Source organism: Actinomyces sp. oral taxon 849 str. F0330, assembly GCF_000239715.1.
Classification (GTDB): Bacteria; Actinomycetota; Actinomycetes; order Actinomycetales; family Actinomycetaceae; genus Actinomyces; species Actinomyces johnsonii.
Genome location: NZ_JH470358.1, coordinates 26997 through 46951, shown reverse-complemented (window position 1 = coordinate 46951; position 19955 = coordinate 26997). Strand labels below are relative to the sequence as shown.

General features: G+C 66.8%; 20 protein-coding genes and 1 pseudogene. 11 read left to right on the top strand and 10 right to left on the bottom strand.

Annotated elements, in window-relative coordinates:
- Together HMPREF0975_RS16300 and HMPREF0975_RS12370 are read right to left on the bottom strand one after the other, a co-directional pair.
- Positions 1–195, bottom strand: a 195-nt coding sequence (locus tag HMPREF0975_RS16300; RefSeq protein WP_198009181.1) for a hypothetical protein, incomplete at its 3' end; no start/stop codon positions are given.
- Positions 196–285: 90 nt separating this feature from the next.
- Positions 286–654 (bottom strand): hypothetical protein, encoded by a 369-nt coding sequence (locus HMPREF0975_RS12370; RefSeq protein ID WP_009234524.1) that lies wholly within the window; start codon positions 652–654, stop codon positions 286–288.
- Positions 655–816: 162 nt separating this feature from the next.
- Between HMPREF0975_RS12370 and HMPREF0975_RS12365 the strand changes: the two genes are divergently transcribed.
- The 7 genes from HMPREF0975_RS12365 (at position 817) to HMPREF0975_RS12330 (ending at position 6234) form a co-directional block, all read left to right on the top strand.
- Positions 817–1212 carry a hypothetical protein gene (locus HMPREF0975_RS12365; RefSeq protein ID WP_009234523.1) on the top strand — a complete coding sequence of 132 codons (396 nt, stop codon included), beginning with the start codon at positions 817–819 and terminating at the stop codon, positions 1210–1212.
- Positions 1213–1275: 63 nt separating this feature from the next.
- Entirely contained in the window at positions 1276–1464 is a 189-nt protein-coding gene (locus HMPREF0975_RS12360; RefSeq protein WP_034473807.1) for a helix-turn-helix transcriptional regulator, read from the top strand.
- Positions 1457–1960 (top strand): hypothetical protein, encoded by a 504-nt coding sequence (locus HMPREF0975_RS12355; protein ID WP_009234521.1) that lies wholly within the window; start codon positions 1457–1459, stop codon positions 1958–1960. The genes HMPREF0975_RS12360 and HMPREF0975_RS12355 overlap by 8 nt, the downstream gene beginning before the upstream one ends.
- Positions 1961–2162: 202 nt before the next feature.
- A complete protein-coding gene (locus tag HMPREF0975_RS12350; RefSeq protein ID WP_009234520.1) occupies positions 2163–2984 on the top strand; it encodes a hypothetical protein in 822 nt (273 codons plus the stop codon).
- 68 nt (positions 2985–3052) lie between these two features.
- Positions 3053–3796 (top strand): glutamine amidotransferase, encoded by a 744-nt coding sequence (locus HMPREF0975_RS12345; protein ID WP_009234519.1) that lies wholly within the window; start codon positions 3053–3055, stop codon positions 3794–3796.
- 732 nt (positions 3797–4528) lie between these two features.
- Positions 4529–5785, top strand: coding sequence for an NADH:flavin oxidoreductase/NADH oxidase family protein (locus HMPREF0975_RS12335; protein ID WP_009234517.1), 1257 nt, complete (start codon positions 4529–4531; stop codon positions 5783–5785).
- Between the two features lie 59 nt (positions 5786–5844).
- Positions 5845–6234 (top strand): ArsR/SmtB family transcription factor, encoded by a 390-nt coding sequence (locus tag HMPREF0975_RS12330; RefSeq protein ID WP_009234516.1) that lies wholly within the window; start codon positions 5845–5847, stop codon positions 6232–6234.
- Positions 6235–6269: 35 nt separating this feature from the next.
- Here HMPREF0975_RS12330 and HMPREF0975_RS12325 read toward each other — a convergent pair whose 3' ends face one another.
- The 5 genes from HMPREF0975_RS12325 to HMPREF0975_RS12305 all read right to left on the bottom strand — a co-directional run bounded on the left by HMPREF0975_RS12325 (position 6270) and on the right by HMPREF0975_RS12305 (position 10779).
- Positions 6270–6494: a hypothetical protein gene (locus HMPREF0975_RS12325; RefSeq protein WP_009234515.1), complete on the bottom strand. Its 225-nt coding sequence runs from the start codon at positions 6492–6494 to the stop codon at positions 6270–6272.
- A gap of 144 nt (positions 6495–6638) precedes the next feature.
- A complete protein-coding gene (locus HMPREF0975_RS12320; protein WP_156808292.1) occupies positions 6639–7568 on the bottom strand; it encodes a hypothetical protein in 930 nt (309 codons plus the stop codon).
- Between the two features lie 555 nt (positions 7569–8123).
- The gene (locus HMPREF0975_RS12315; protein ID WP_232212534.1) at positions 8124–9290 is read right to left on the bottom strand and encodes an annexin A7; all 1167 of its coding nucleotides are present in this window, start codon (positions 9288–9290) and stop codon (positions 8124–8126) included.
- A 332-nt stretch (positions 9291–9622) separates the two neighbouring features.
- On the bottom strand, positions 9623–10360 hold the full coding sequence (locus HMPREF0975_RS12310; protein WP_049939932.1) for a glutamine amidotransferase-related protein: 738 nt from the start codon (positions 10358–10360) through the stop codon (positions 9623–9625).
- Between the two features lie 38 nt (positions 10361–10398).
- Positions 10399–10779, bottom strand: a complete 381-nt coding sequence (locus HMPREF0975_RS12305; RefSeq protein ID WP_021605263.1) for a DUF4190 domain-containing protein — start codon at positions 10777–10779, stop codon at positions 10399–10401.
- Between the two features lie 288 nt (positions 10780–11067).
- Here HMPREF0975_RS12305 and HMPREF0975_RS12300 point away from each other — a divergent pair, with 288 nt between their 5' ends.
- Positions 11068–12513 carry a uracil-xanthine permease family protein gene (locus HMPREF0975_RS12300; RefSeq protein WP_009234510.1) on the top strand — a complete coding sequence of 482 codons (1446 nt, stop codon included), beginning with the start codon at positions 11068–11070 and terminating at the stop codon, positions 12511–12513.
- Positions 12514–12566: 53 nt separating this feature from the next.
- On the opposite strand, the gene HMPREF0975_RS12295 is transcribed toward HMPREF0975_RS12300, so the two are convergent.
- Positions 12567–13151 (bottom strand): LytR C-terminal domain-containing protein, encoded by a 585-nt coding sequence (locus HMPREF0975_RS12295; RefSeq protein WP_009234509.1) that lies wholly within the window; start codon positions 13149–13151, stop codon positions 12567–12569.
- Positions 13152–13293: 142 nt separating this feature from the next.
- On the bottom strand, positions 13294–13632 hold the full coding sequence (locus HMPREF0975_RS12290; protein ID WP_009234508.1) for a hypothetical protein: 339 nt from the start codon (positions 13630–13632) through the stop codon (positions 13294–13296).
- Positions 13633–13974: 342 nt separating this feature from the next.
- Between HMPREF0975_RS12290 and HMPREF0975_RS12285 the strand changes: the two genes are divergently transcribed.
- Positions 13975–15039: a hypothetical protein gene (locus HMPREF0975_RS12285; protein WP_009234507.1), complete on the top strand. Its 1065-nt coding sequence runs from the start codon at positions 13975–13977 to the stop codon at positions 15037–15039.
- 112 nt (positions 15040–15151) lie between these two features.
- Positions 15152–15697 carry a hypothetical protein gene (locus tag HMPREF0975_RS12280; RefSeq protein WP_009234506.1) on the top strand — a complete coding sequence of 182 codons (546 nt, stop codon included), beginning with the start codon at positions 15152–15154 and terminating at the stop codon, positions 15695–15697.
- A 120-nt stretch (positions 15698–15817) separates the two neighbouring features.
- Here the strand turns inward: HMPREF0975_RS12280 and HMPREF0975_RS12275 are convergent, their stop codons facing one another.
- Positions 15818–16528 carry a TetR/AcrR family transcriptional regulator gene (locus tag HMPREF0975_RS12275; protein WP_009234505.1) on the bottom strand — a complete coding sequence of 237 codons (711 nt, stop codon included), beginning with the start codon at positions 16526–16528 and terminating at the stop codon, positions 15818–15820.
- A gap of 478 nt (positions 16529–17006) precedes the next feature.
- On the opposite strand from HMPREF0975_RS12275, the pseudogene HMPREF0975_RS12270 reads away from it, so the two are divergent.
- Positions 17007–19955 (top strand): annotated as a pseudogene (locus HMPREF0975_RS12270) (acyl-CoA dehydratase activase-related protein); the annotation flags it as partial.

Sequence of the window (19955 nt, the reverse complement as noted above, 5' to 3'; positions counted from 1 at the left end):
GACGAGGACGTCGGCCAGGAGCGGTGGGACGAGCGTCGTCTTCCCGGTGCCGGGCGGTGCGGTGAGCACCAGGCAGGCGCCGACGCCATCCGAGCCTGAGGAGAGGCGCTCGCGCAGCTCGGTCAGCACCTCGACCACCGGCAGGTGAGGGGGAGAAGCGAGCAGGGCCCTGATGGGGTCGGTCGGTCGAGACATACCGACATTTTCTTCACAGACGACGCGGCTCCGTGTCATCTCTGAAGTTTTCGTCGGTGAGTGAGGAAAAGGTTCCCGTGGAGGCGCAGGCTATTGCAGTCCCAGGAGGATGCCCTGGGACTGCAGGGCCTGGGTGAGCTTCTCGACGTACTCGGCGTGTGTCTTCATAGACTTGTGCACGCCGATCGCCCCACCGATGAGCGCCTTGCCCGTTGATGGGCGGTAGACCGCTATCGTCTCCCCCTGCGGGCCGGTTGTGAGGTCGACGTCTTGGGAGAGGTAGAAGCTGCCGAGCGCCAGCGCTCCGAGAGCGATGGTCAGCCCCTTATTGCCTCGATTGAGGTGAATGCCGCCGGTGGTGCTGGGGGTACAGGTCCAGCCCTCGCGGGTGAAGAAGTCCGTGATAATCGATTGAACCCGATTGATTGGTGCATTAATGATGAAAGTTCGCTCAGCCATGCCTGGATGTTAGTTGAGAGTCTTTTGTTCTTGCACATTGTGTGCAATAAGTTGTCGTGTGAAGGTGGCTTGACATGACGGATTCTGTCAAGCAGACTAGACATGTCAAGCAAACATGACACCCCCTCTCAGGGGTGAGTGGCTATTTAAGGGATGATCGCCATGCTCTCCGCCGTCTTCGCTCCTACTGTCCTGACCGCCGCGTCGTCGGCCTCCTCCGGTGTCACCTTCGTCGCCGGCGTGGTCGGTGGCCTCGTCGCCGGGATCGTCCTCTATCTGCTCGTCCACCGGTACTCGGCTCGCCATCTGCCCGAGGTTCGCGCCGAGGAGACGCCCGAGCTCGTCAAGAAGCTCGGCGGGCAGATAGCCGCTTTCATCTGCAGTGCCCCCACCGGAATCATGGTGGGCTTCGTGAATCCGGCGGCCACTCATCTCTCCGCCGGACCACTTCTGCTGGTTGTCCGCCTCATGGGTGCCGCCATGATCGGCGTCTCCATCGTCGGTGTCGCGTGGCTGTCCCCACGACTGCGTGCCGCCCGGAACGCGGCTGCGGCATGAGCCGGGGAAGGGCGGTTGCCCATGCATCTCGGTTGTCTCACCGTGCTCTGGGCGGTGAGTGCCATGGATAACGACGTGCGCAGCCTGCGCGAGGCGCGCGGCCTCACCCAGGCCCAGCTCGGAGCTGCCCTGGGCGTCTCTAGGCAGAGCGTCAACTCCATCGAGAAGGGCAAGTACGACCCCTCCCTTCCTCTCGCCATCGCCATCGCCCGCTACTTCGAGACCACTGTCGAGGAGATTTTCCATGTCTGAGTCAGATCCCACGCCCGCCCCTACCTCCACCCCGGCCGCCGGTTCGTCCTTCTCCGGTTCGACGCCGAAAGTGCGGAAAGGCCCGATGACCACCGTGTCGTGGCAGATCACCGCCGCAGGCATGACGTCCGCCATCGTCATCGTGATCCTCCTGTGGGTGGCCGCCTTGACAATCCCGATGCGCAACGGCTTCCTCTATGGAGCCGCCAGCGGGGGGACGGCCGCAACGCTGGCGCTCGTCGCCCTGTTTGTTGCTAAGAGGTTCGGATACGACACCTTCTTCGTCCGCGAGCTCGAGAAGCGGGAGGACGAACGGGACAGGGCCGCCTCGCGACGGGCCTGGGCCCTGGTGGGCGTCGTCGGGTTCATCGGAAACCTTGTCGCTGTCCCCGTAGGCGCCTTCGGGGGCCGGATGGAGCCGGTCGTCGGTATCGTCCTGTGCCTTCAGGTCTTCGGTCTCATTGGGGCGAACATCTACTTCGATCGCACCATGTAGATGTCGCCGCAGCTCTCCGCGGTAGGCGACGGGCGACATTTGGCCGCGACCGTCCGGAGTCGGCTGGAGCCGTTGGGACCGGCTGGGACCGGCGGCGCGCCCCGACATCTTCGCGTAAACTTCGCCCCACCCTGACCGGTGCCCCCGTGCCGGTCATCGTCCCCGCCCTTTCGCCCGCCCCGGGCCCACCCGAGGAGAACCCATGGCCCAGCAGCCCGCCCCACCAGGAACCTGGGACGAGGACCCCGACGGCGCCTCCATCCTCCTGGCCACGGGCCGCGCCCGCCACGACCTCCTCGTCATCGCCGAACCAGCTTTCCTGCGCGACCTCGACCAGGTCTGGGGGCGCCCCGCCGCCCGCGTGCGCCTGTCCTTCCTGCCCGGAGTCCACGCTCCGAGCGCCCCCGGCCAGGAGGACGCCCTGATGTCCTACGAGCGCGGCGGCCTCGGCGTCCTCGTCGCCCGCGGCCGCACCAGCCTGTTCGAGGGCGAGTCCGCCCGCAGTACGACGGCGCTGGCCCGGATCGCCAGCGGCGCCCGCCTGCGCGCCGCCCTGCTCATCACGCGCGCCACAGCGCTGGGCGAGTCCGGGAACGCATCCGGCGATACGGCTCCCGGCCAGGTGCGCGTTGTGACCGACCACCTCAACCTCTCAGGTGCTCCCCTCTTCCCGGCCACCGGCATGGTCTCGGCAGGGTGGGACGCGAACCTCGCCGAGCGGCTGGGGAGCCTGCGCGGGGTGAACGGAAGCGCCGTTGTCGCCCTCATCCCCGGCCCGCTGCGCCCAAGCCCCGCCGAGTCCCGTGCCCTGGCCTCCATGGGGGCCGACGCCGCCGTTACGGACTCCGTCGCCGAGGCCATGGCCCTGGCCTCCCGGGGCGTGTCCGTCGCGGCTCTGGCCTACCTCGACGCCCCCGCCGCAGGCGCGAACCTCGGGCAGGCGCAGCTCTCCCTGCGCCAGGCCTCCGGCATCGCCCTGGCCGCCGTCGAGGATGTTCTCAGAAGTCTGCGGGCGGGTGCCTGAACGTGATTCTGGGAACGGCGTGAGATAAGGATGCTGCCGTCCCCGTCGACCCCCGTTAAAGTCATCCTGTGAAACCCTTCCTCTTCCTGGCCACCCGCAGCGACGACGAGCCGGCCGACGCCGAGTACGAGGCCTTCCTCAAGCGCACCGGCCTGGATGAGTCCACGCTCGTTCGCCTGCGCCTGGAGTCCCGGCCCCTGCCCCAGATCAATCTGGACGACTGGTCCGGGATCCTCGTGGGCGGCTCTCCCTTCAACGCCTCCACCCCACCGGAGAAGAAATCCGCCACCCAGAAGCGGGTCGAGACCGAGCTCTCCGGCCTGCTCGACCGCGTCGTCGAGGCCGACTTCCCCTTCTTCGGCGCCTGCTACGGCATCGGCACGCTCGCCTGCCATCAGGGCGCCGTCGTCGACACGACCTACGGCGAGGCCGTCACCGCCCCCGACGTCACCCTCACCGAGGCCGGCCTGGCCGATCCGATCTGCGCGGGCGTTCCCAGAGTCTTCCAGGCCTTCGTCGCCCACAAGGAGGCCGTCACCGAGTTGCCGCCCCACGCCGTCGTCCTGGGGTCCGGCCAGGCCTGCCCCGTGCAGATGTTCCGCATCAAGAACAACCTCTACGCCACTCAGTTCCACCCCGAGCTTGACGGCGACTACCTCGCCCACCGTCTCGGCTTCTACTCCGGCCACGGCTACTTCGCTGACGATGAGCTTGCCGAGCTCCAGGCGCGCGTGCGTCTCGACGACGTCTCCGACTCCTGGAAGCTCCTGGCCAACTTCGTGTCCGTCCACGCCCGCGACTGCTCTAGGTAGCCGAATCGTCCCGAACTCTTGTCGCACACATACATGTGAGGCGCGAAGGAACTTGTAGAAATACTACAAGCCGAAGTGTCGACAGGGTTTTGCCGACTATAATTTACTGGTGTACCTATTTGTCGCTCGAGTACGGTGATCGTGTCATCAGGGAGTCGGAGGCGAATGGGGATGAGTGGCTTGGTGTCGCCTTAGTGGCTGCCGGGGTGGCTCTCCACGTTGATCGGGGCTTCCCTCCCCTCGTGCCGGAGATCGAATGAAATCGGGTGTTCTGCAGTGACGGACAATGAGGCAGGTGCGGTAAAGCCGTCGCTCAGCGCTAAAAGAACGCTTGGGCAGGCTGCAGCCGGTGGCGGTGCGTTGGCGGCTGCCGTGGCGATGGGCGAGGGGGTGGACGGGTATCTATGGTCGTTCGTGATTATTCACGCTGCACTCATTGTTGGGGCGGTTTGGCTCCTCGTATGCGCCTGGAAGGAAATCGCTCGTGCTGAGTCTCTTCGCTTCGGTGTGGCTACCTACATCCTGGCCGATGCTGTCGTCGTCGTTGGACTGTATGGAGTAGTGCTCAGTGGAAGCCGTGTGGCGGTGGTCCTTATCATTGCGATCTACTGCCTCTGGCTCGGTGTGCGAGTCGGGAAGCATGTTCGCCGATACGGTTGGCGCCGATGAGCGTGGTAGCCTCTCGTGAGTCGAAAGGTCAAAGTACTTCGACGCTTCGACGAAAGGTTGCCGATGCCCGCAACGAGTTCTGTCCTCGCTGAACCGCTCACCCTGCCCTGCGGGGTGACTGTGAAGAACCGTTTCTTCAAGGCGCCCATGCACGAGGCCCTAGGAACTCCCGGTCTGGGGCCCTCGCAGGACATCGTGGACCTCTACGGGCGCTGGGCAGCTGGCGGCTCCGGGGTCCTGGTGACCGGAAATGTCGCGGTCGACTCCCGCCACCTGGGGGAGCCCGGCAACATCGTCGTCGAGGACGAGTCCCACCTGGAGATGCTGCGGCGTTGGGCGCAGGCCGGTACCGCCGGCGGTACCCAGTTGTGGATGCAGATCAATCACCCCGGCAGGCAGTCTCCCCGCTCGGTCAATCTCCACCCGGTCGCTCCCAGTAAGATTTCGAGCGCGGGCGGCTACGGGCGGTTCTTCGCGCCGCCCCGCGAGCTCAGCCGCGAGGAGATCGGCGACGTCGTGCGCCGTTTCGTCACCACCGCCCGCGTCGCCAAGAAGGCGGGCTTCACCGGCGTTGAGATCCATGCCGCCCATGGTTACCTCATCAGCCAGTTCCTCTCCCCGGTGGACAATCATCGCACCGACGAATACGGAGGCTCCCTGGAGGGACGCATGCGCTTCCTCATCGAGATCTATCAGGGCATGCGCGAGACCCTGGGGCCTGACTTCCCCATCGCCGTCAAGCTCAACTCCTCCGATGGCGACCCCGGCGGCATGAGTCAGGAGGACTCGCTGCGCGTCGCAGTCCGCCTGTCCGAGCTGGGGGTGGACGTCCTGGAGATCTCGGGCGGCACTTATCGCAAGCCGGTCTTCGAAGAGACCGACAGCAGCGTTGAGGACCACCGTCGCGGCGTCTACTTCGCCGACTACGCGCGCCGTCTCAAGGAGCTCGTCTCCATGCCGGTGGCGCTCACCGGCGGCTTCCGCTCCGCGTCGGACATGGAGGAGGCTGTCGCCGAGGGACTGACCGATTTTGTTGGGATCGGGCGGCCCTTGGCCCTCATTCCCGACCTGCCGAAGCGCATTCTCAACGGTGCGGGCCGACGCCGGATCGAATTGCCCCGTATCTCCACACGAGTCAAGGCGCTCGACGAGGCGCTCGGCGGTGTCCTGCTCATCGGCTGGTACGAGATGCAGATGCACCGGCTCGCTCGGGGCGGTTACGCCTCGGCCCATGGCAACGGGCTCGCCGCCCTGGCCTTCACGGTGTGCAGGCATGGGTTCGGTGCGCTGATGCCCCGCAGAGCGCAGCGGCACGGCTGACGGTGGTGCGGCGCGGCGCCGGACACTGTGATCGCAGGAACTAAGAGAGCGCAAGAGCCGTGACTCGTCATGCTGCTGATGAAGAGGAGAACGGCCGGGCCGAGCATCCGGCCGACCGGTGCAGCATCGCCATCCTCAATGACTGCATCCCCATGTTCGAGGCCCTCAAGGACCCCATGCGTCAGCAGATCGTCGTCCACCTTCTCCAGCATGGCCCGCAGACGGTTGGGGAGATCGCCCAGGTCTCACCGCTGTCTCGCACCGCCGTCTCCCACCACGTGAAGCTGCTGGAGCGGGCGGGGCTGCTGGAGATCACGAAGGTGTCGACCCGGCGCATTTGCCGGGTTCGCAGCGACGAGACCCTGGGGCTGCTCAGAGGACTCGTCGGTGCGCTGGAATCCGACCTCGAGACGCTCGGGCGCGAGCAGGCTCAGAAGTCACCGGCCTGACGGAGCCTAGGTGGGCCCGAGCGTCACGGGGCGGCCTACTTGCCGTCGCTCATGGAGCCGGAGGTAGGGCTATCGGACATCTTGTCATCCGACATCTTCCCGTCGGACATCTTGCCGTCGCTCATGGAGCCGCTCGGGGCGGAGGTCTGCTTCATCCTGTCCATCGTGCCCTTGTCGGCATCCGTGGAGCCGCAGGCGGCGGTGCCCACGGCGAGTGCGGCGACGAGAAGGGCGGCGGATACGATCTTGCGAGTGCGCATAGGAACTCCTCGGTGAAGTGATGGGGTGAATGGCGGCGCACCGACCGTGCGCACCGTCATCAGGAGTTCGGAGCCGAGCGAGAGTTGGATGGGACCCGGTGAGTGACTTAGTTCACTCAGAGGCGGATGTGAACGGAGACACCTCTACCTCGTGTGGGGGCGATATCGCTGGTAACGGGGGGTCGCCGTCGGTCCGGTCGGCGACGTCCCCTGAAGTGCCTGCATGCGCCTGTCGGCGGAGGAACTGCGATGCAGCAGCACTGCCACCGCCGTGGCGATGAGGCCCAGAAGGATCGACGACACCCATGTCCGGAAGGTTGCGTAGGGGTGACCCCCCTGGCCAACGCTGGTGAATCCGAGTGCGGCGATGATGGATGTGCCGGTCATGCCGAATATGGAGAGAATACAAATATTGTGCAGAGCAACGAGCATCGGACCGATTCCGCAGAGTTTTGCGAATGTGGACCTGCGTGATGGACGGTATCCAAAACGTAGTGCGACGGCGGAGAAAATGGCGATGATGACCGTCAGGAGGACTCCTAGGGCGTACGGAGTTCCGGGGAACTCGTTCGAAGGTGATGGGATCATCCACAGCCCTACCGCGGTAGCTCGTATGGAGTTGTCGTTGAAGGCGTACAGGGCGGATCTCATGAGACGATGAAGCATGCTCACAAGTATGAACAGATTGATCGCCAGTCCCAGGGTGACCGGCCATGGCGATGGGGACGGCGTGCGCTGATTCATGAATACTGTTGCGATTGCAGCACTACCGGTCGCCAGGAGGCACAGGATGGGTAGAGGATTGCCGATGATATCGTTGTTGAAAACGAGGACGTCGATCAGCAGCAGTTGAAGAGCTGCCGCCACAATCACTGCGCTGGATTTATTCTTATGTATCGCTCTCAGTGAGAAGAAGAGAAGAAGCAGCCACCAGGCACCCAGAGTGTAAAGGATGTAGAACACCAGCTCGATGATCAATTTCGGGGTGAATCCCCGATCGGTGTGGAAGGACGGATGTTCGGAGGCGTCGATGCAAGTCCATATGATCTGGAGTATGCAAGCTACCAGGGTCACGATCAGTGCGATGATCCGATCGCGTTGCCAGGATACGGGTAAGCCGGGGGCGGTCTGACGGGTAATGCTGGGTGACGGCTCCTGGACGAGCCGAGGTTGTGCGGAGGGCTGCGGGGCGGCGGGAATAGGGTGGGAAGGGGTGACTGGAACGGATCTGGGGAACGTTGCCGTGGGGATGACCGAAGAGGGGGTTGTGCCCGCTGCGCCGGAGACGATCCTACTGGCCGGCTGTCCGACGCTGGAGAGGTGTTGCGGCACTGGCCGCGTTGGAGTAGCGGTCTGTCCCTGGAGGTAGGGGTAATCGACTGGCGGGGCGGGGCGGGGTGATGAGCCGTGCGCATAGGCGGTGTACGGCGATGTGGATGGGGAGGGAATGCCGGAGGGCCGGCCGTACGACTGCGCAGGAGTCTCCTGGGATCTGCCTGATGCGGAAGAGGCTGGGGGAACCTGAGACGGCGGGAACGGCTGCGACATAACTGCATTGTGGCCGACCCGGTGGTCGGTGTCGATGAGCGAGACCAACCTGTGTACCAGCGTCACGGCTCCTGAACGATCTCAGTACCCGCCTCCCGTGGGCCACTGGGGCCGGCCATATTGACGGAAGCGACTCTGCATGCCCTGTGTGCTCGGTGCGCCTGAGGCGCGAGGGCCGTACTGGTTGCCGTTGACGGCTGGTGAGGCGAGGGAGCGATGCCCTGCGAGCAGCGTGGCCCCAATGAGGATGGCGCCGACGATGATGATGGTCACCACTTCCAATCCCATGTCGGAGGGCTTGTGCGCGTGTCCGCCGCTGGTGGGCAACCCGTAGGCAAGGACAATGATGAGGTTGCAGAGGGTCAGAAGAGAGACGGCGGTGACGGATGCGATTCGGAAGCCTCTGCTGCGGGGCGAACGCATCCCCAGGACGACTCCGATGGCGGCCAGAGAAGTGATCGCGACCGAAATGATCAATCCCGGTGCTAGGGGAAGCCCGACTCCTCCTGAGTTCGACCACATGAGCCATGTGCTGGCCGTGTACTCACTGAGGCTCTCGCCGTTCGATACCGTCGTGTAGGTGATGACGCCGAATTCTCCCAGGCGGAGAATGTTGTTGAGCAGAACGAACTGACAGGCCCCCAGAGCCAGGGTGACGGTCCACGGTTGCGGATCCTTCAGACGCTGATTGAGTTGTACCGTCAAGACGGCAGCGATAGAGGTGACGATGAAGGAGAGGACAGTGCAGACGGCATACAGGCCAGCCTGCGGATCGTTGCTGGATGTGCCGCTCAGCAGCCCGAGTACTCCATAACCGAACCACAGCGCAAGCCCCACCATCTCGCAGACCGGTTGGTTGCGGAACAGGTGGCGTAATCCGAAGTAAAACGACCAGATCACCGGTGTGACGCCGACGAGCATCATAGTGATGAGTAAGAAGACCAGCCAGTCGGACCCTCCTGCGAGGCTGAGAAGCAGGGTGATGAATGAGACGGCCTCGATAGTGGCGGCAAGGATCATCATGATCAGCGCCGCCGTCTTTTCACCGCGCCACGGCACGTGATGTCCTGTGCCGTTGGCCCGGGATGTCGCCGTCTCCGCGCTCGGGTGGCCCGGTCGCGCAATCCGGCCTTCAGGGGAATAGCCCGGTGCGGTGGCCGCTCCGCTCAGGTAGGGGGAACCGGAAGTCGCATACGGCTGGTACTGCGATGTTCCTACAGGGTCGGCGAAATACTGCAGCGCCGGCACCTGGGGCGACGGCGAGGGCTGCCCCGGGAATGCGGGACCTCCCGGAGCGGGATACATCGATTGGGGCGGGAACGCGAGCTGACCGGGATGCGCGTAGGGAGCGCGGCCGGCTGGCGGCGGCTGCCCATACGGCGCCCCGGCGTACGGGGCGTTCACGGGATGCTGGCCGTAGGCGTCGTACGGCGAGTTCGACGAGCCGCCCCGGCCCTGAGATGCTCCCGAGTAAGGTGACGAATATGTCATGACATGATCCTGATGGTCATTGCTGAGATTCCAGAGCTTCGTCTTTGCCCGGGTCCCCAGGGTGTCAGGACTCCTGAGTCCCTGGCGTCTCAGCCGCGTGCGAAGTGCGAGGCGAAGTTGCGGATGATCTGTCCGGCGTCGTGCGCATCGGAGGACCTGGCCTGGGTGAGAATGTCCTCGCTCATGTCCGGGTCGCCGTAGCCGGCTTCGTCGTAGATGCTCACGCGCTGCTCGAACCGGGCGGCGTCGAGCTCGGGGTTGAACTGGCAGGCGTAGACCTTCTCGCCCACGCGCAGCATCTGAACGGGGCAGTCGGGCGAGCTCGCCAGCAGCGTCGCGTGCGCGGGCACCTCGCCCACGCCCTCGTAGTGACCGGCGAACACGGTGATCGCCTGCGGGAGCCCCGCCAGGATCGGGTCCTCACGGCCCTCCGCCGTCAGGAACAGGTCGACGGCGCCCAGCTCCTCGCCGAACTCCTCATAGGTCCCGGTGCCTAGGTAGGCGGCAAGGACTTGGAACGCGACGCCGGTGGCCAGGAGCGGGATCCCCTCCTTGAGTATGACCGTGAGCAGCTCGCGGATCTGCTTCTCGACGTGCTGCTGGCTGCGGGTCTTCTCCGCCGCCGGTGTGTCTGCGTTGTAGGGGCTGGCGCCGATGAGCACCCCGGAGACATCGGCAGCGGTGAAGGAGGCGAGGAAGTCGACCTCCTCCAGAGCGATGTGCTGCAGATCGCCGCGCGACAAACCGCTCTGGGTCAGGAAGGATTCGTACTCGTCCTGCGCCGCCTCGTGTTCGGGGCGCGTCGTCACCATGATGAAAGGCTTCACGGCACCACTGTAGGGGACCGGCCGGAGGGACGGGGCTCCTAGAACACGAGCAGCATGAGCGCGATGAGGAGCCAGAGGAGGGTGAAGGCGACTCCGAGGATGAGTCCCAGCCAGGCGATGCCCTCGCCAGAGTTGTAGCTGCGGCGCAGCCGCCGTAGCGCGCCGATGCCCAGGATGATCGCGGCGACGCCGACAAGGGGGACGAGACCGAGCAGCCCGCAAACCAGGGCGGCTGTGGCCCCTGAGTCCGTACGGGGGCGGGGCGCCGTGTAGCCGGGGCCGGAGAAGATCTCCGCAGGATTGAGGTTCTCAGTGCCGGGGAAGATGAACCCCGGCGGGAGCCCGTCGACATACTGCTCCGAGCCCGGGGAGAAGGTCGGCGCGCTCTGTCCTGGAGGTGCGGTCCGGGCGGTGCTCATGACCTCATCATGCCCGCCGGCGCCCGAGGAGTCATCGTTCCCGCGGAGGAGTCGAGCGAAGGGGCGGGGAGAGTAGGCGGGGGCCGGGCGCAGGGACGAGGCGCTGTTGCCGCCGGTGCCGGCCGGCGGCCCGCCTCGGAGCGCCCGACCGGCACGGCTCCCGGCCACGGTCTATGCTGAAGCCCCGGCAGAGCCTGCCGGGTCCTGCCGAGCGTCCCGCGGGCCTGCCGTACGCGGATCTCCCACGGGGCACCATCAATCCCCTTTTGCTCAGGCAGGAGATCATCTGTGTCCTCTTCCCCTTCTCGCGGCTGGCGCCTTCACGGCGATGGTCGTTCGATCGCCCCGGGTGAGGTCGTCGCCCCCGGTGAGCGCCTCACCTGGCCGCGCACGATCGGCATCGGCATCCAGCACGTCATCGCCATGTTCGGCGCAACCTTCCTGGTGCCGCTTCTGACGGGCTTCGACCCGGCGACGACGCTGTTCTTCACCGGCACGGGCACGCTTCTGTTCCTGGGGATCACCTCTGGGCGCCTGCCCAGCTACCTGGGCTCCTCCTTCGCCCTCATCGCCCCCATAGGAGCGGTGACCGGCTACATGGCCGACGGCGGAGGCTCCATCGATCCCCACAAGGCCTCCCTGGCCCAGGGCGGGATCATCGCGGCGGGAGTGTCCCTGCTGCTCGTGGGCGTCGTCGTCCATCTGGCAGGGGCCGGTTGGATCGACCGCCTCATGCCGCCGATCGTCACCGGTGCGATCGTCTCCCTCATCGGCTTCAACCTGGCGCCCTCGGCATGGAACAACGTCAAGCAGGCTCCGGTGACGGCGGTCGTCACCATCGTGTCGATCCTGCTCATCACCGTGCTGTTCAAGGGGATCGTCGGGCGCCTGGCGATCCTCATCGGAGTGCTCATCGGCTACGCCACAGCCGTGGTGCGAGGCGAGGTGCAGTTCGACAAGGTGATCGACGCCCCCCTCCTGGGCCTGCCCCACTTCCACCCCCCGGCATTCGACCTCAGCTATCTGGGCCTGTTCATCCCCGTGGTGCTCGTCCTGGTCGCCGAGAACATCGGCCACGTCAAATCCGTTTCCGCGATGACCGGGGAGGACCTCGACGACGTCACCGGACGCGCCCTGTTCGCCGATGGGCTGTCCACCGTGCTCGCCGGTGCCGGCGGCGGTTCTGGCACCACCACCTATGCGGAGAACATCGGCGTCATGGCCGCCACCCGCGTCTACTCCACCGCCGCCTACGTCGTGGCGGCGCTGACTGCCCTGGGCCTGTCCCTGCTGCCGAAGTTCGGCGAGATCATCGCGACGATCCCGGCGGGCGTCCTGGGCGGCGCCGCAACGGTCCTCTACGGCATGATCGGCATGCTGGGGGTGCGCATCTGGGTGCAGAACCGAGTGGACTTCTCAGACCCCGTTAACCTCAACACGGCGGCCGTGTCCATGGTGGTGGCCATCGCCAACTACACCCTGGCCTGGGGCGGCATGACCTTCGAGGGCATTGCGCTCGGTTCGGTGGCCGCGATCGGCATCTATCACGCCATGCGCTGGATTTCGAAGGTGCGCGGAACCAACCTGGAACAGGCCTCCCCGGCTTCTGCCCCCGCCGGCACTGAGCTGGAGGGCCCGGCCTACTCCAGTCGTGCCGCCCATGCTCCCTCGGCCGCCTCCCCGGCGGCGGGCTTGACGGCGTCGAGCCCCGAGGGCGATGGCGGTACGGATTGACGGGGGCCGGTGGCTCAAGGGGCGCCGACCCGCCTCCCCGATGGCGTCCCGGCTCAGCTCTCCTTCGTGGCCTTAGCCGCCGGAGAGGCCTTGTCCGCCGGGACGCAGTCGCTGGGGGCGGTGATGGGCTTGTCGGAGCCCAGCAGCTTGATCTCGTCGGCGTTCAATGCGTTCTGCAGGTACTCCTTGCCCAGGACCACCGAGACCGTCGGGTCGTCGTCGGACAGGCTGTCGTCAATCTGCACGGTGGAGTTGGGGAAGACCTGGGCCAGGGAGTAGGCATTGGCCAGGCTGCCCTTGGAGGACATGATCTGCGCCTCGCCGCCGTAGATGCCCCCCGGCCAGTCGCTCGCCGAGGCGACGGTCAGGCCGGCCTCCTGCAGCTCCTGCTGCACCGTGGTCGCCAGACCCACCGACTCGGAGCCGTTGTAGACGTTGACAGTGAGCGTGGTGACGTCCACGGTCTTGGCGCCGTCGGGCGGACATGGCTGCGGCACGTAGGTGGCGGTGCTCTTGGGGCGCGAGAATCCCGGGTTGGGGGCGGGCAGAATGCCCAGCGACACCAGGAGGCTCACGGCGACCGCGATGATCATGACGGCCAGGATGGAGCCGATGATGGTGGCCTGGCGGTGCTGCATGTGCCGGCGGTACTCGGTGCGCGGATCTGCGGGACTACTCACGCAAACCAGAGTAATGGACGACGGCGCTCGCCGGGCGGTGGCGGCCCCGATGTGACATGGGACCGAGCTGGATCCGTGGATCCGGAGGCTCGGGCGAGCGTCAGGAGGCCGGCGGCGCCGGGGCGAGCCTCGGTGTCCCGTCCTCCGTGACCTCGAGGATGCGGGCGTGGATCGCGGTACGTCCCTGCAGGGCGGCGCGCAGTGCCCGATGCAGCCCGGTCTCCAGGTAGAGGTCCCCCTTGAAGGAGACGACGTGGGCGAACAGGTCGCCGTAGAAGGTGGAGTCGTCATCCAGGAGGCTGCGCAGGTCGAGGGTCGCACGGGTGGTGGTGAGATCGGCCAGGCGGATCTGTCGGGGCGCGATGACGGCCCACTCGCGTTGAGTGGTGACCCCGTGGTCGGGGTAGGGGGGCCTCTCGCGCACTGCCTTGAAGATCACGAGAACATCCTAGTGAATGAACCTGCTTGAGGCGCACGAAAGCGCCGTGGGCGGCCCAACATCCCGTTCGCCCGCGATGTGCGCGGGGAGTGCGGCCCCTTGCGGGACGGGTTTTCGAACCGTTATCTGTCTCACTTGCCGGAATGTGGTCTGCTGGGCGATTGTCTCTTCATCTTGTTGTGATTGGCGTTATCTCGACGAAATCTAGTGGTTCGCTGGAAAGGTGGGACGTCTGATGCCGGAAGTGGGCGTGATGCCTGAATTTCCTGACTGTTCCCCTCCTCTTCGGGGCTCTAGTACGGTGTTAGCTGCACCGACGTCGACCGAAAGGATGCCGCAGCCATGACCATTGCGGTCCGCCGAAGCGGCTTCACTATCCCCCTGTCCCTTGTCGTCCTCACCTCGACCGCCATGCTCTTGGCCGGTTGTCAGTCAGGTGGTGCCTCCAACGCTAATCAGCAGGGCACCGCGGGCTCGTCCTCGTCGTCCCCTGCTAACTCTGCCAACTCTGCCAAGTCCCAGTCAGTGGCCGGCTCCAAGCCGACCTCCGGACAGAAGTCGGGACACGCCTCGCCGCGCATCCCGAGCCCCACCGGGAAGGGCGCCGGCGAGTCGTCCGGGCCGCAGCCCTCCTCGGGTTCCGCTGCCCGTCCCTCCAGCCCGCGCGCCAATGAACCGCGCCCGGCCACCAGCGGGGCGCAGTCCTCCGCTAACGGGGCCGGCGCGAGCAGGACCGCGACTCCGGGCGGGACGAGCAACCCGAGCACGCAGAACGAGGGTGCCTCCAAGAATCCGGAGGCGAGTGGCAATGCGAGCCGCTCCAGCGAGCCTCAGGCTGAGACGGCCCAGTCAGCGCAGTCCTCAGCGCCCGAGCCCCAGGCTTCGCCCGCGCCCGCCCAGCCGACTCAGGCGCCCGCCGACAACTCCGGCGGCAACACCGACACGGCATCCCCTGCGCCTAAGCCCACCGAGCCCGCACCGCCTGCCGACTCGCAGGCGGGCCAGGCCACGTCCTTCGTCCCGGACAACCTTGTCTCGGAGAAGACGGCCATGGTCATCTCGCCGTCGGGCAATATCGGATGCGACCTGTCCGCCCACTACGCGGGTTGCGGTGTGCTGTCCTACCGCTCCGAGTCCACCTTCGGCCAGAACGCGATGGGCTCGCCCAACTGGTGGTTCGACCTCAGCAGTGGTGCGACGCCTCAGATCAGTGGCCGCAGCGAGGGCGCGTTCTCCCTTGATGAGGCCTTCCGCGGCGCCGGCTCTTCGCCCCAGGTGGTCGAGTACGGCCAGTCCGTCACCTTCGGCTCCTGGGTGTGCAGCTCCGAGGAGACCGGCATGACCTGCCGCAACACCGAGACCGGCCACGGAGTCTTCCTCAACTCCTCGCGGTACGAGGTCTTCTGACCGGGTCTCGTCAGACCCGATCGCGCGCATGTTCGCCCCGGCTCGCCCGCCGGGGCGAACGCATGCGCCCGATTCCAGGGGACGAGCCCGCCGAGACCAAGGAGGTGTATGCGTGGGCGAGCAGACGAAGAACCCGGAAACGTCCAGGGCGAGCGCCCTCGACGGCATCGCGAGCCGATGGGCCGCCTGGCTGCGTCGGACCGACTCACTCGAGGTGGTCGTGGAGATCGAGGCGCTGGGTGAGCGTGTCGCCTGTGCCAACCGGGTGCTGCGTAGAACCGGCCTCCTACGTCGAGTCGAGTGGGTGGAGGGCGGCGTCCCCGATGAACTCGTTCGCGACGCCGTCGCCTTGCGGGTCTCAACAACCCGCGCCGACGGCGCCGCCTGGACCTGGGCCTTCCTGTCGATCAGTGCACGGGGTGAGGATCTCACCGCCGACTTCGACTACGAGCGCCGCCCCGACCTCGTCCCGCCGTGCACCCGGTCCGACTGCGAGGCGGAGCTGCGGCTCTTCCCCCGCGACCCGGTCCGACTGCCCGCCTGGATGATGCACCTCCAGTCAGACGGCATCGAGGAGGTCTCTGAGGCGGACTCGCGCAGTGGTGAGGGCGCGGGTTCTCGGCGCCTGATGGGTCTCCTCGCCCTGCGGCCCCGTTAGACCGCGACCACCGCTCGCAGCTCCCGCGACCGAATGACGGTCTGCGCCACCATGCGCGTGGCAGGCGGCGTGGCGCGCTGACGTCGTCGTCTCTTCACGCGCTTCACGTGGCGGGGCGACTCACCTGGGGCGCAACGGGTCGGTGAGGTAGTGCTGGATCGTCGGCCCGACGACCTCCACCAGGTGCTCGACACTGGCGCTCGCAATTGGATCAAGGCGCAGAACGTAGCGGATCATGGCCAGCCCCACCAGCTGGGACCCGGCCAGGGTGGCCCGCTCTCGTGCCGAGACCTCCGGCAGCCCCGACTGCTTGAGGGCCTCGGCCATCGGGACGGCGATCTGCTCGGTCGCGTAGGTCTGGATCGCCTCCGGGGCGCTGACGTCTGTGGCCATCCACCGCAGCAGGGTGCGGAAGGTCGCCCCGTCCGCGGCGTCGTCCCAGGCGGTCAGCGACAGCCGCACCAAGCGGGGGCCGGCTGAGCGCAGGTCCCCGCTGACGGCGGCCGCAATCTCCTCGCTCGCTCTCACCCGCAGGTTGACGGCCGCCCCGAACAGGTCTCCCTTGGAGCCGAAGTAGTACGACACGAGCGCCGGGTCCACTCCGGCCGTGCGAGCCACCGCCCGGATCGTTGTTCCCTCGTATCCCTGCGCCAGGAACGACTCGCGCGCCGCGGTCAGAATCGCCTCCCGTGTGGAGGACGGCTGGATACTGCCGGGGTCCGGGCGACGCCGCGGCCCCCGATGACGCGTGCGACCAGAACGTGCGCTCTCGAGCGTCTCCTCCTCGGGCGAGGCGCTCGGCTGCGGCGCGTTGGCGGCTTTACTGGTCACTCCAGGAGATTACGGGCGCTCCCCATCGTCCGGGACTGCCAGCTCCGCAGAAACCGGAGAAGTGCCGGGAAAACACAGTGCTTGGTCGGGGGCAGCGTCCCTAGGAGTGTGTGACGGTCGCCCCATTTTTAGGAAAGACTATCGGTGCGATATTCAACATCGTTCAGATTCTCGACGACGGCGACGGGTGTCCGGGGGAGTCTCTGGGCGGCATCCTGCCAAGAAGAGACATGAGCGGAGTCGGAGATCCGAAGCTATTTCAACAGCGTTGAGGCTGGTGGCTTGCCTCGATACCTTGGTTTCCGTCCGACATCGCCGTCTCTCAGGGAGTCGGCACAGGCACTCGCCGAGGTGAAGCATGTCCGTTCCTCCCCCCAGCTCACGGAGGCCCGCTCCCGACACGTCCGTTAAGACCAGTGCGCCCGCCGAGGGGCCTGCACCGGGCGGCGGCCCCGCCGAGGCATCGACGGTTCTGCGGATGGGGTTGGACATCGGCTCGACGACCATCAAGCTGGTCCTCCTGCCCGAGACGCCCGTGGCGGCTCGGGCAGGAGGCGCGGCATCTGCGTCGTCGGCCTCGGTGCCTCCCGTGTCCCCGGTGTTTGCTGAGTACCGTCGTCACAACGCGGACGTGCGCGGTGAGCTGACCCGCCTGCTGGGGGAGGTGGCCCGGGCCTACCCGGGCGCCGTTGTGCGCGGGGCCGTCACCGGCAGCGCCGGGCTGTCCCTGGCCACCCTCATGGGCCTGCCCTTCGTCCAGGAGGTCATCGCCGAGACCGAGACCGTGCGCGTGTGCGACCCGCAGGCCGACGTCATCATCGAGCTCGGTGGTGAGGACGCCAAGATCACCTACCTCCACCCCACCCCCGAGCAGCGCATGAACGGCACCTGCGCGGGCGGTACCGGAGCCTTCATCGATCAGATGGCTCAGCTCCTCCACACCGACGCCGCTGGCCTGGATGACCTGGCCTCGCGCTACACCACGCTCTACCCCATCGCCTCGCGCTGCGGCGTCTTCGCCAAGTCCGATCTGCAACCGCTTATCAACCAGGGCGCCGCCGGCGAGGACCTGGCCGCCTCCGTCCTCCAGGCCGTCGTCACCCAGACTATCGCGGGCCTGGCTTGTGGGCGCCCCATCCGCGGTCACGTCATGTTCCTGGGTGGGCCGCTGCACTTCCTGCCCCAGTTGCGCGCCGCCTTCGAGCGCACCTTGGCGGACCAGGTGGACTCCTTCACCTGTCCCGACAACGCCCAGCTCTACGTCGCCATCGGTGCCGCCCTGCTCTCCTCGGGAGAGCCGACGCCGATCTCGGAGCTGTCCACCCGCCTGTCCACCCGCAAGGCCCTGTCCCTGGGGACCTCCCGGATGCGTCCGCTGTTCAAGGACGTCGCCGAGCTGGAGGCCTTCCGCGAGCGTCACGCCCGCGCGCACATCGAGCGGGCCCACTGGCCGGTTCCCGACGAGCCTGCTGAGAAAGAGCCGGGCGGCCTGGATAACGAGCTCGACGATGAGGCCCCCGGTGCGTCGTCGGCGCCGGGGACGAGCGGGGCCGCAGAGCATGGGGACGGTGATTGCTTCCTGGGGATCGATGCCGGCTCGACGACGATCAAGGCCGTCGTCCTGGACGGGCGCGGGCGGATCGTGTGGGAGCACTACGCCGGCAATGAGGGTGACCCGGTGACGGCCGCCGTGGAGATCCTGCGGCGCATCCACCGCGAGATGCCCGATGGGGTGCGGATCGTGCGCTCCTGCGTCACCGGTTACGGGGAGTCCCTGGTCAAGGCGGCGCTGCGTATCGACGAGGGCGTGGTCGAGACGATGGCGCACTACCGGGCGGCGGCCTATCTCAACCCCGGGGTCACCTCGGTCATCGACATCGGCGGCCAGGACATGAAGTACCTGCGCATCAAGGGCGACGCGATCGACTCCATCAGCGTCAATGAGGCCTGTTCGGCCGGCTGCGGCTCCTTCCTGCAGACCTTCGCCCAGTCGATGGGGCTGAAGATCGGGGAGTTCGCCGAGGCCGCGCTGCACGCCGAGCGGCCGGTGGACCTGGGCAGCCGCTGCACGGTGTTCATGAACTCCTCGGTCAAGCAGGCCCAGCGTGAGTCGGCCACCGTGGGGGAGATCAGCGCGGGCCTGTCCTATTCGGTGGTGCGCAACGCTCTGTACAAGGTCATCAAGCTCAAGGACGCCGACCAGCTCGGCGAGCGGGTTTCGGTCCAGGGCGGCACCTTCCTCAATGATGCGGTCCTGCGGGCCTTCGAGCTGCTCACGGGCAGGGAAGTGGTGCGCCCCGACATCGCCGGGCTCATGGGCTGCTTCGGCGCGGCCCTGAGCGCCCGGGCCTCCTACGACGGCGTGCCCTCCGGTCTCATGAGCCTGGGCGAGCTCTCCCGCTTCAGCCTGACCACCGAGACCGCCACCTGCAAGCTGTGCCAGAACCATTGCCAGCTGACCATCACCACCTTCAACGACGGTCAGCGCCACATCTCCGGCAACCGCTGTGAGCGGGGCGCCACCCAGGAGCGGCGCGCCACCAAGTCCGACCTGCCCAACCTCTACGACTACAAGTACAAGCGGGCCTTCTCCTACCGGCGCCTGCGGGAGGGTGCGGCCACGCGCGGGGACATCGGCATTCCCAGAGTGCTGGGCATGTACGAGAACTACCCCCTGTGGTTCACGGTGCTCACCTCGCTGGGCTTCCGCGTCATGATCTCGGGGCGCTCCAACCATGAGCTCTTCGAGTCCGGCATGGACACGATCCCCTCGGAGAACGTCTGCTACCCGGCCAAGCTCGCCCACGGGCACATCGAGGCCCTCATCGCCAAGGACATCAAGACGATCTGGTTTCCCTGCGTCTTCTACGAGCGCGAGCTGGTCAAGGGCGCTGCCGACCACTTCAACTGCCCGATCGTGGCCACCTACCCCGAGGTCATCCGCAACAACGTCGAGGCCGTGCGCGATGGGCAGCAGGAAGGACCCGACGGCGCCGAGGGGGGCACGGGTCCCGGGGGCTCGGGCGTGCGAATGCTCTCCCCCTTCCTCAACCTGGCCGACCCCGCGACGCTCGCCGAGCGGCTCGTCGAGGTCTTCGCCGACTGGGACGTCACCCTGCCCGAGGCCCGCCGGGCCGTGGCCGCGGGCTTCGCCGAGGACGCCGCCTTCAAGGCCGACGTGCGCGCCGAGGGCCGCCGCGCCCTGAAGTGGATGGAGGACAACGGCCGCAAGGGAATCGTCCTGGCCGGGCGGCCTTACCACATTGACCCCGAGATCAACCACGGCATCCCCGACGTCATCAACGACCCTGGGCCTGGCCGTCCTGTCTGAGGACTCCCTCCTACCCGAGCCCGACGCCGCAGCCGCCGAGGCCGCCGGGCGGACCGGGAAATCCGAGGAGACCGGGGACGCCGGTAAGGCCAGCAG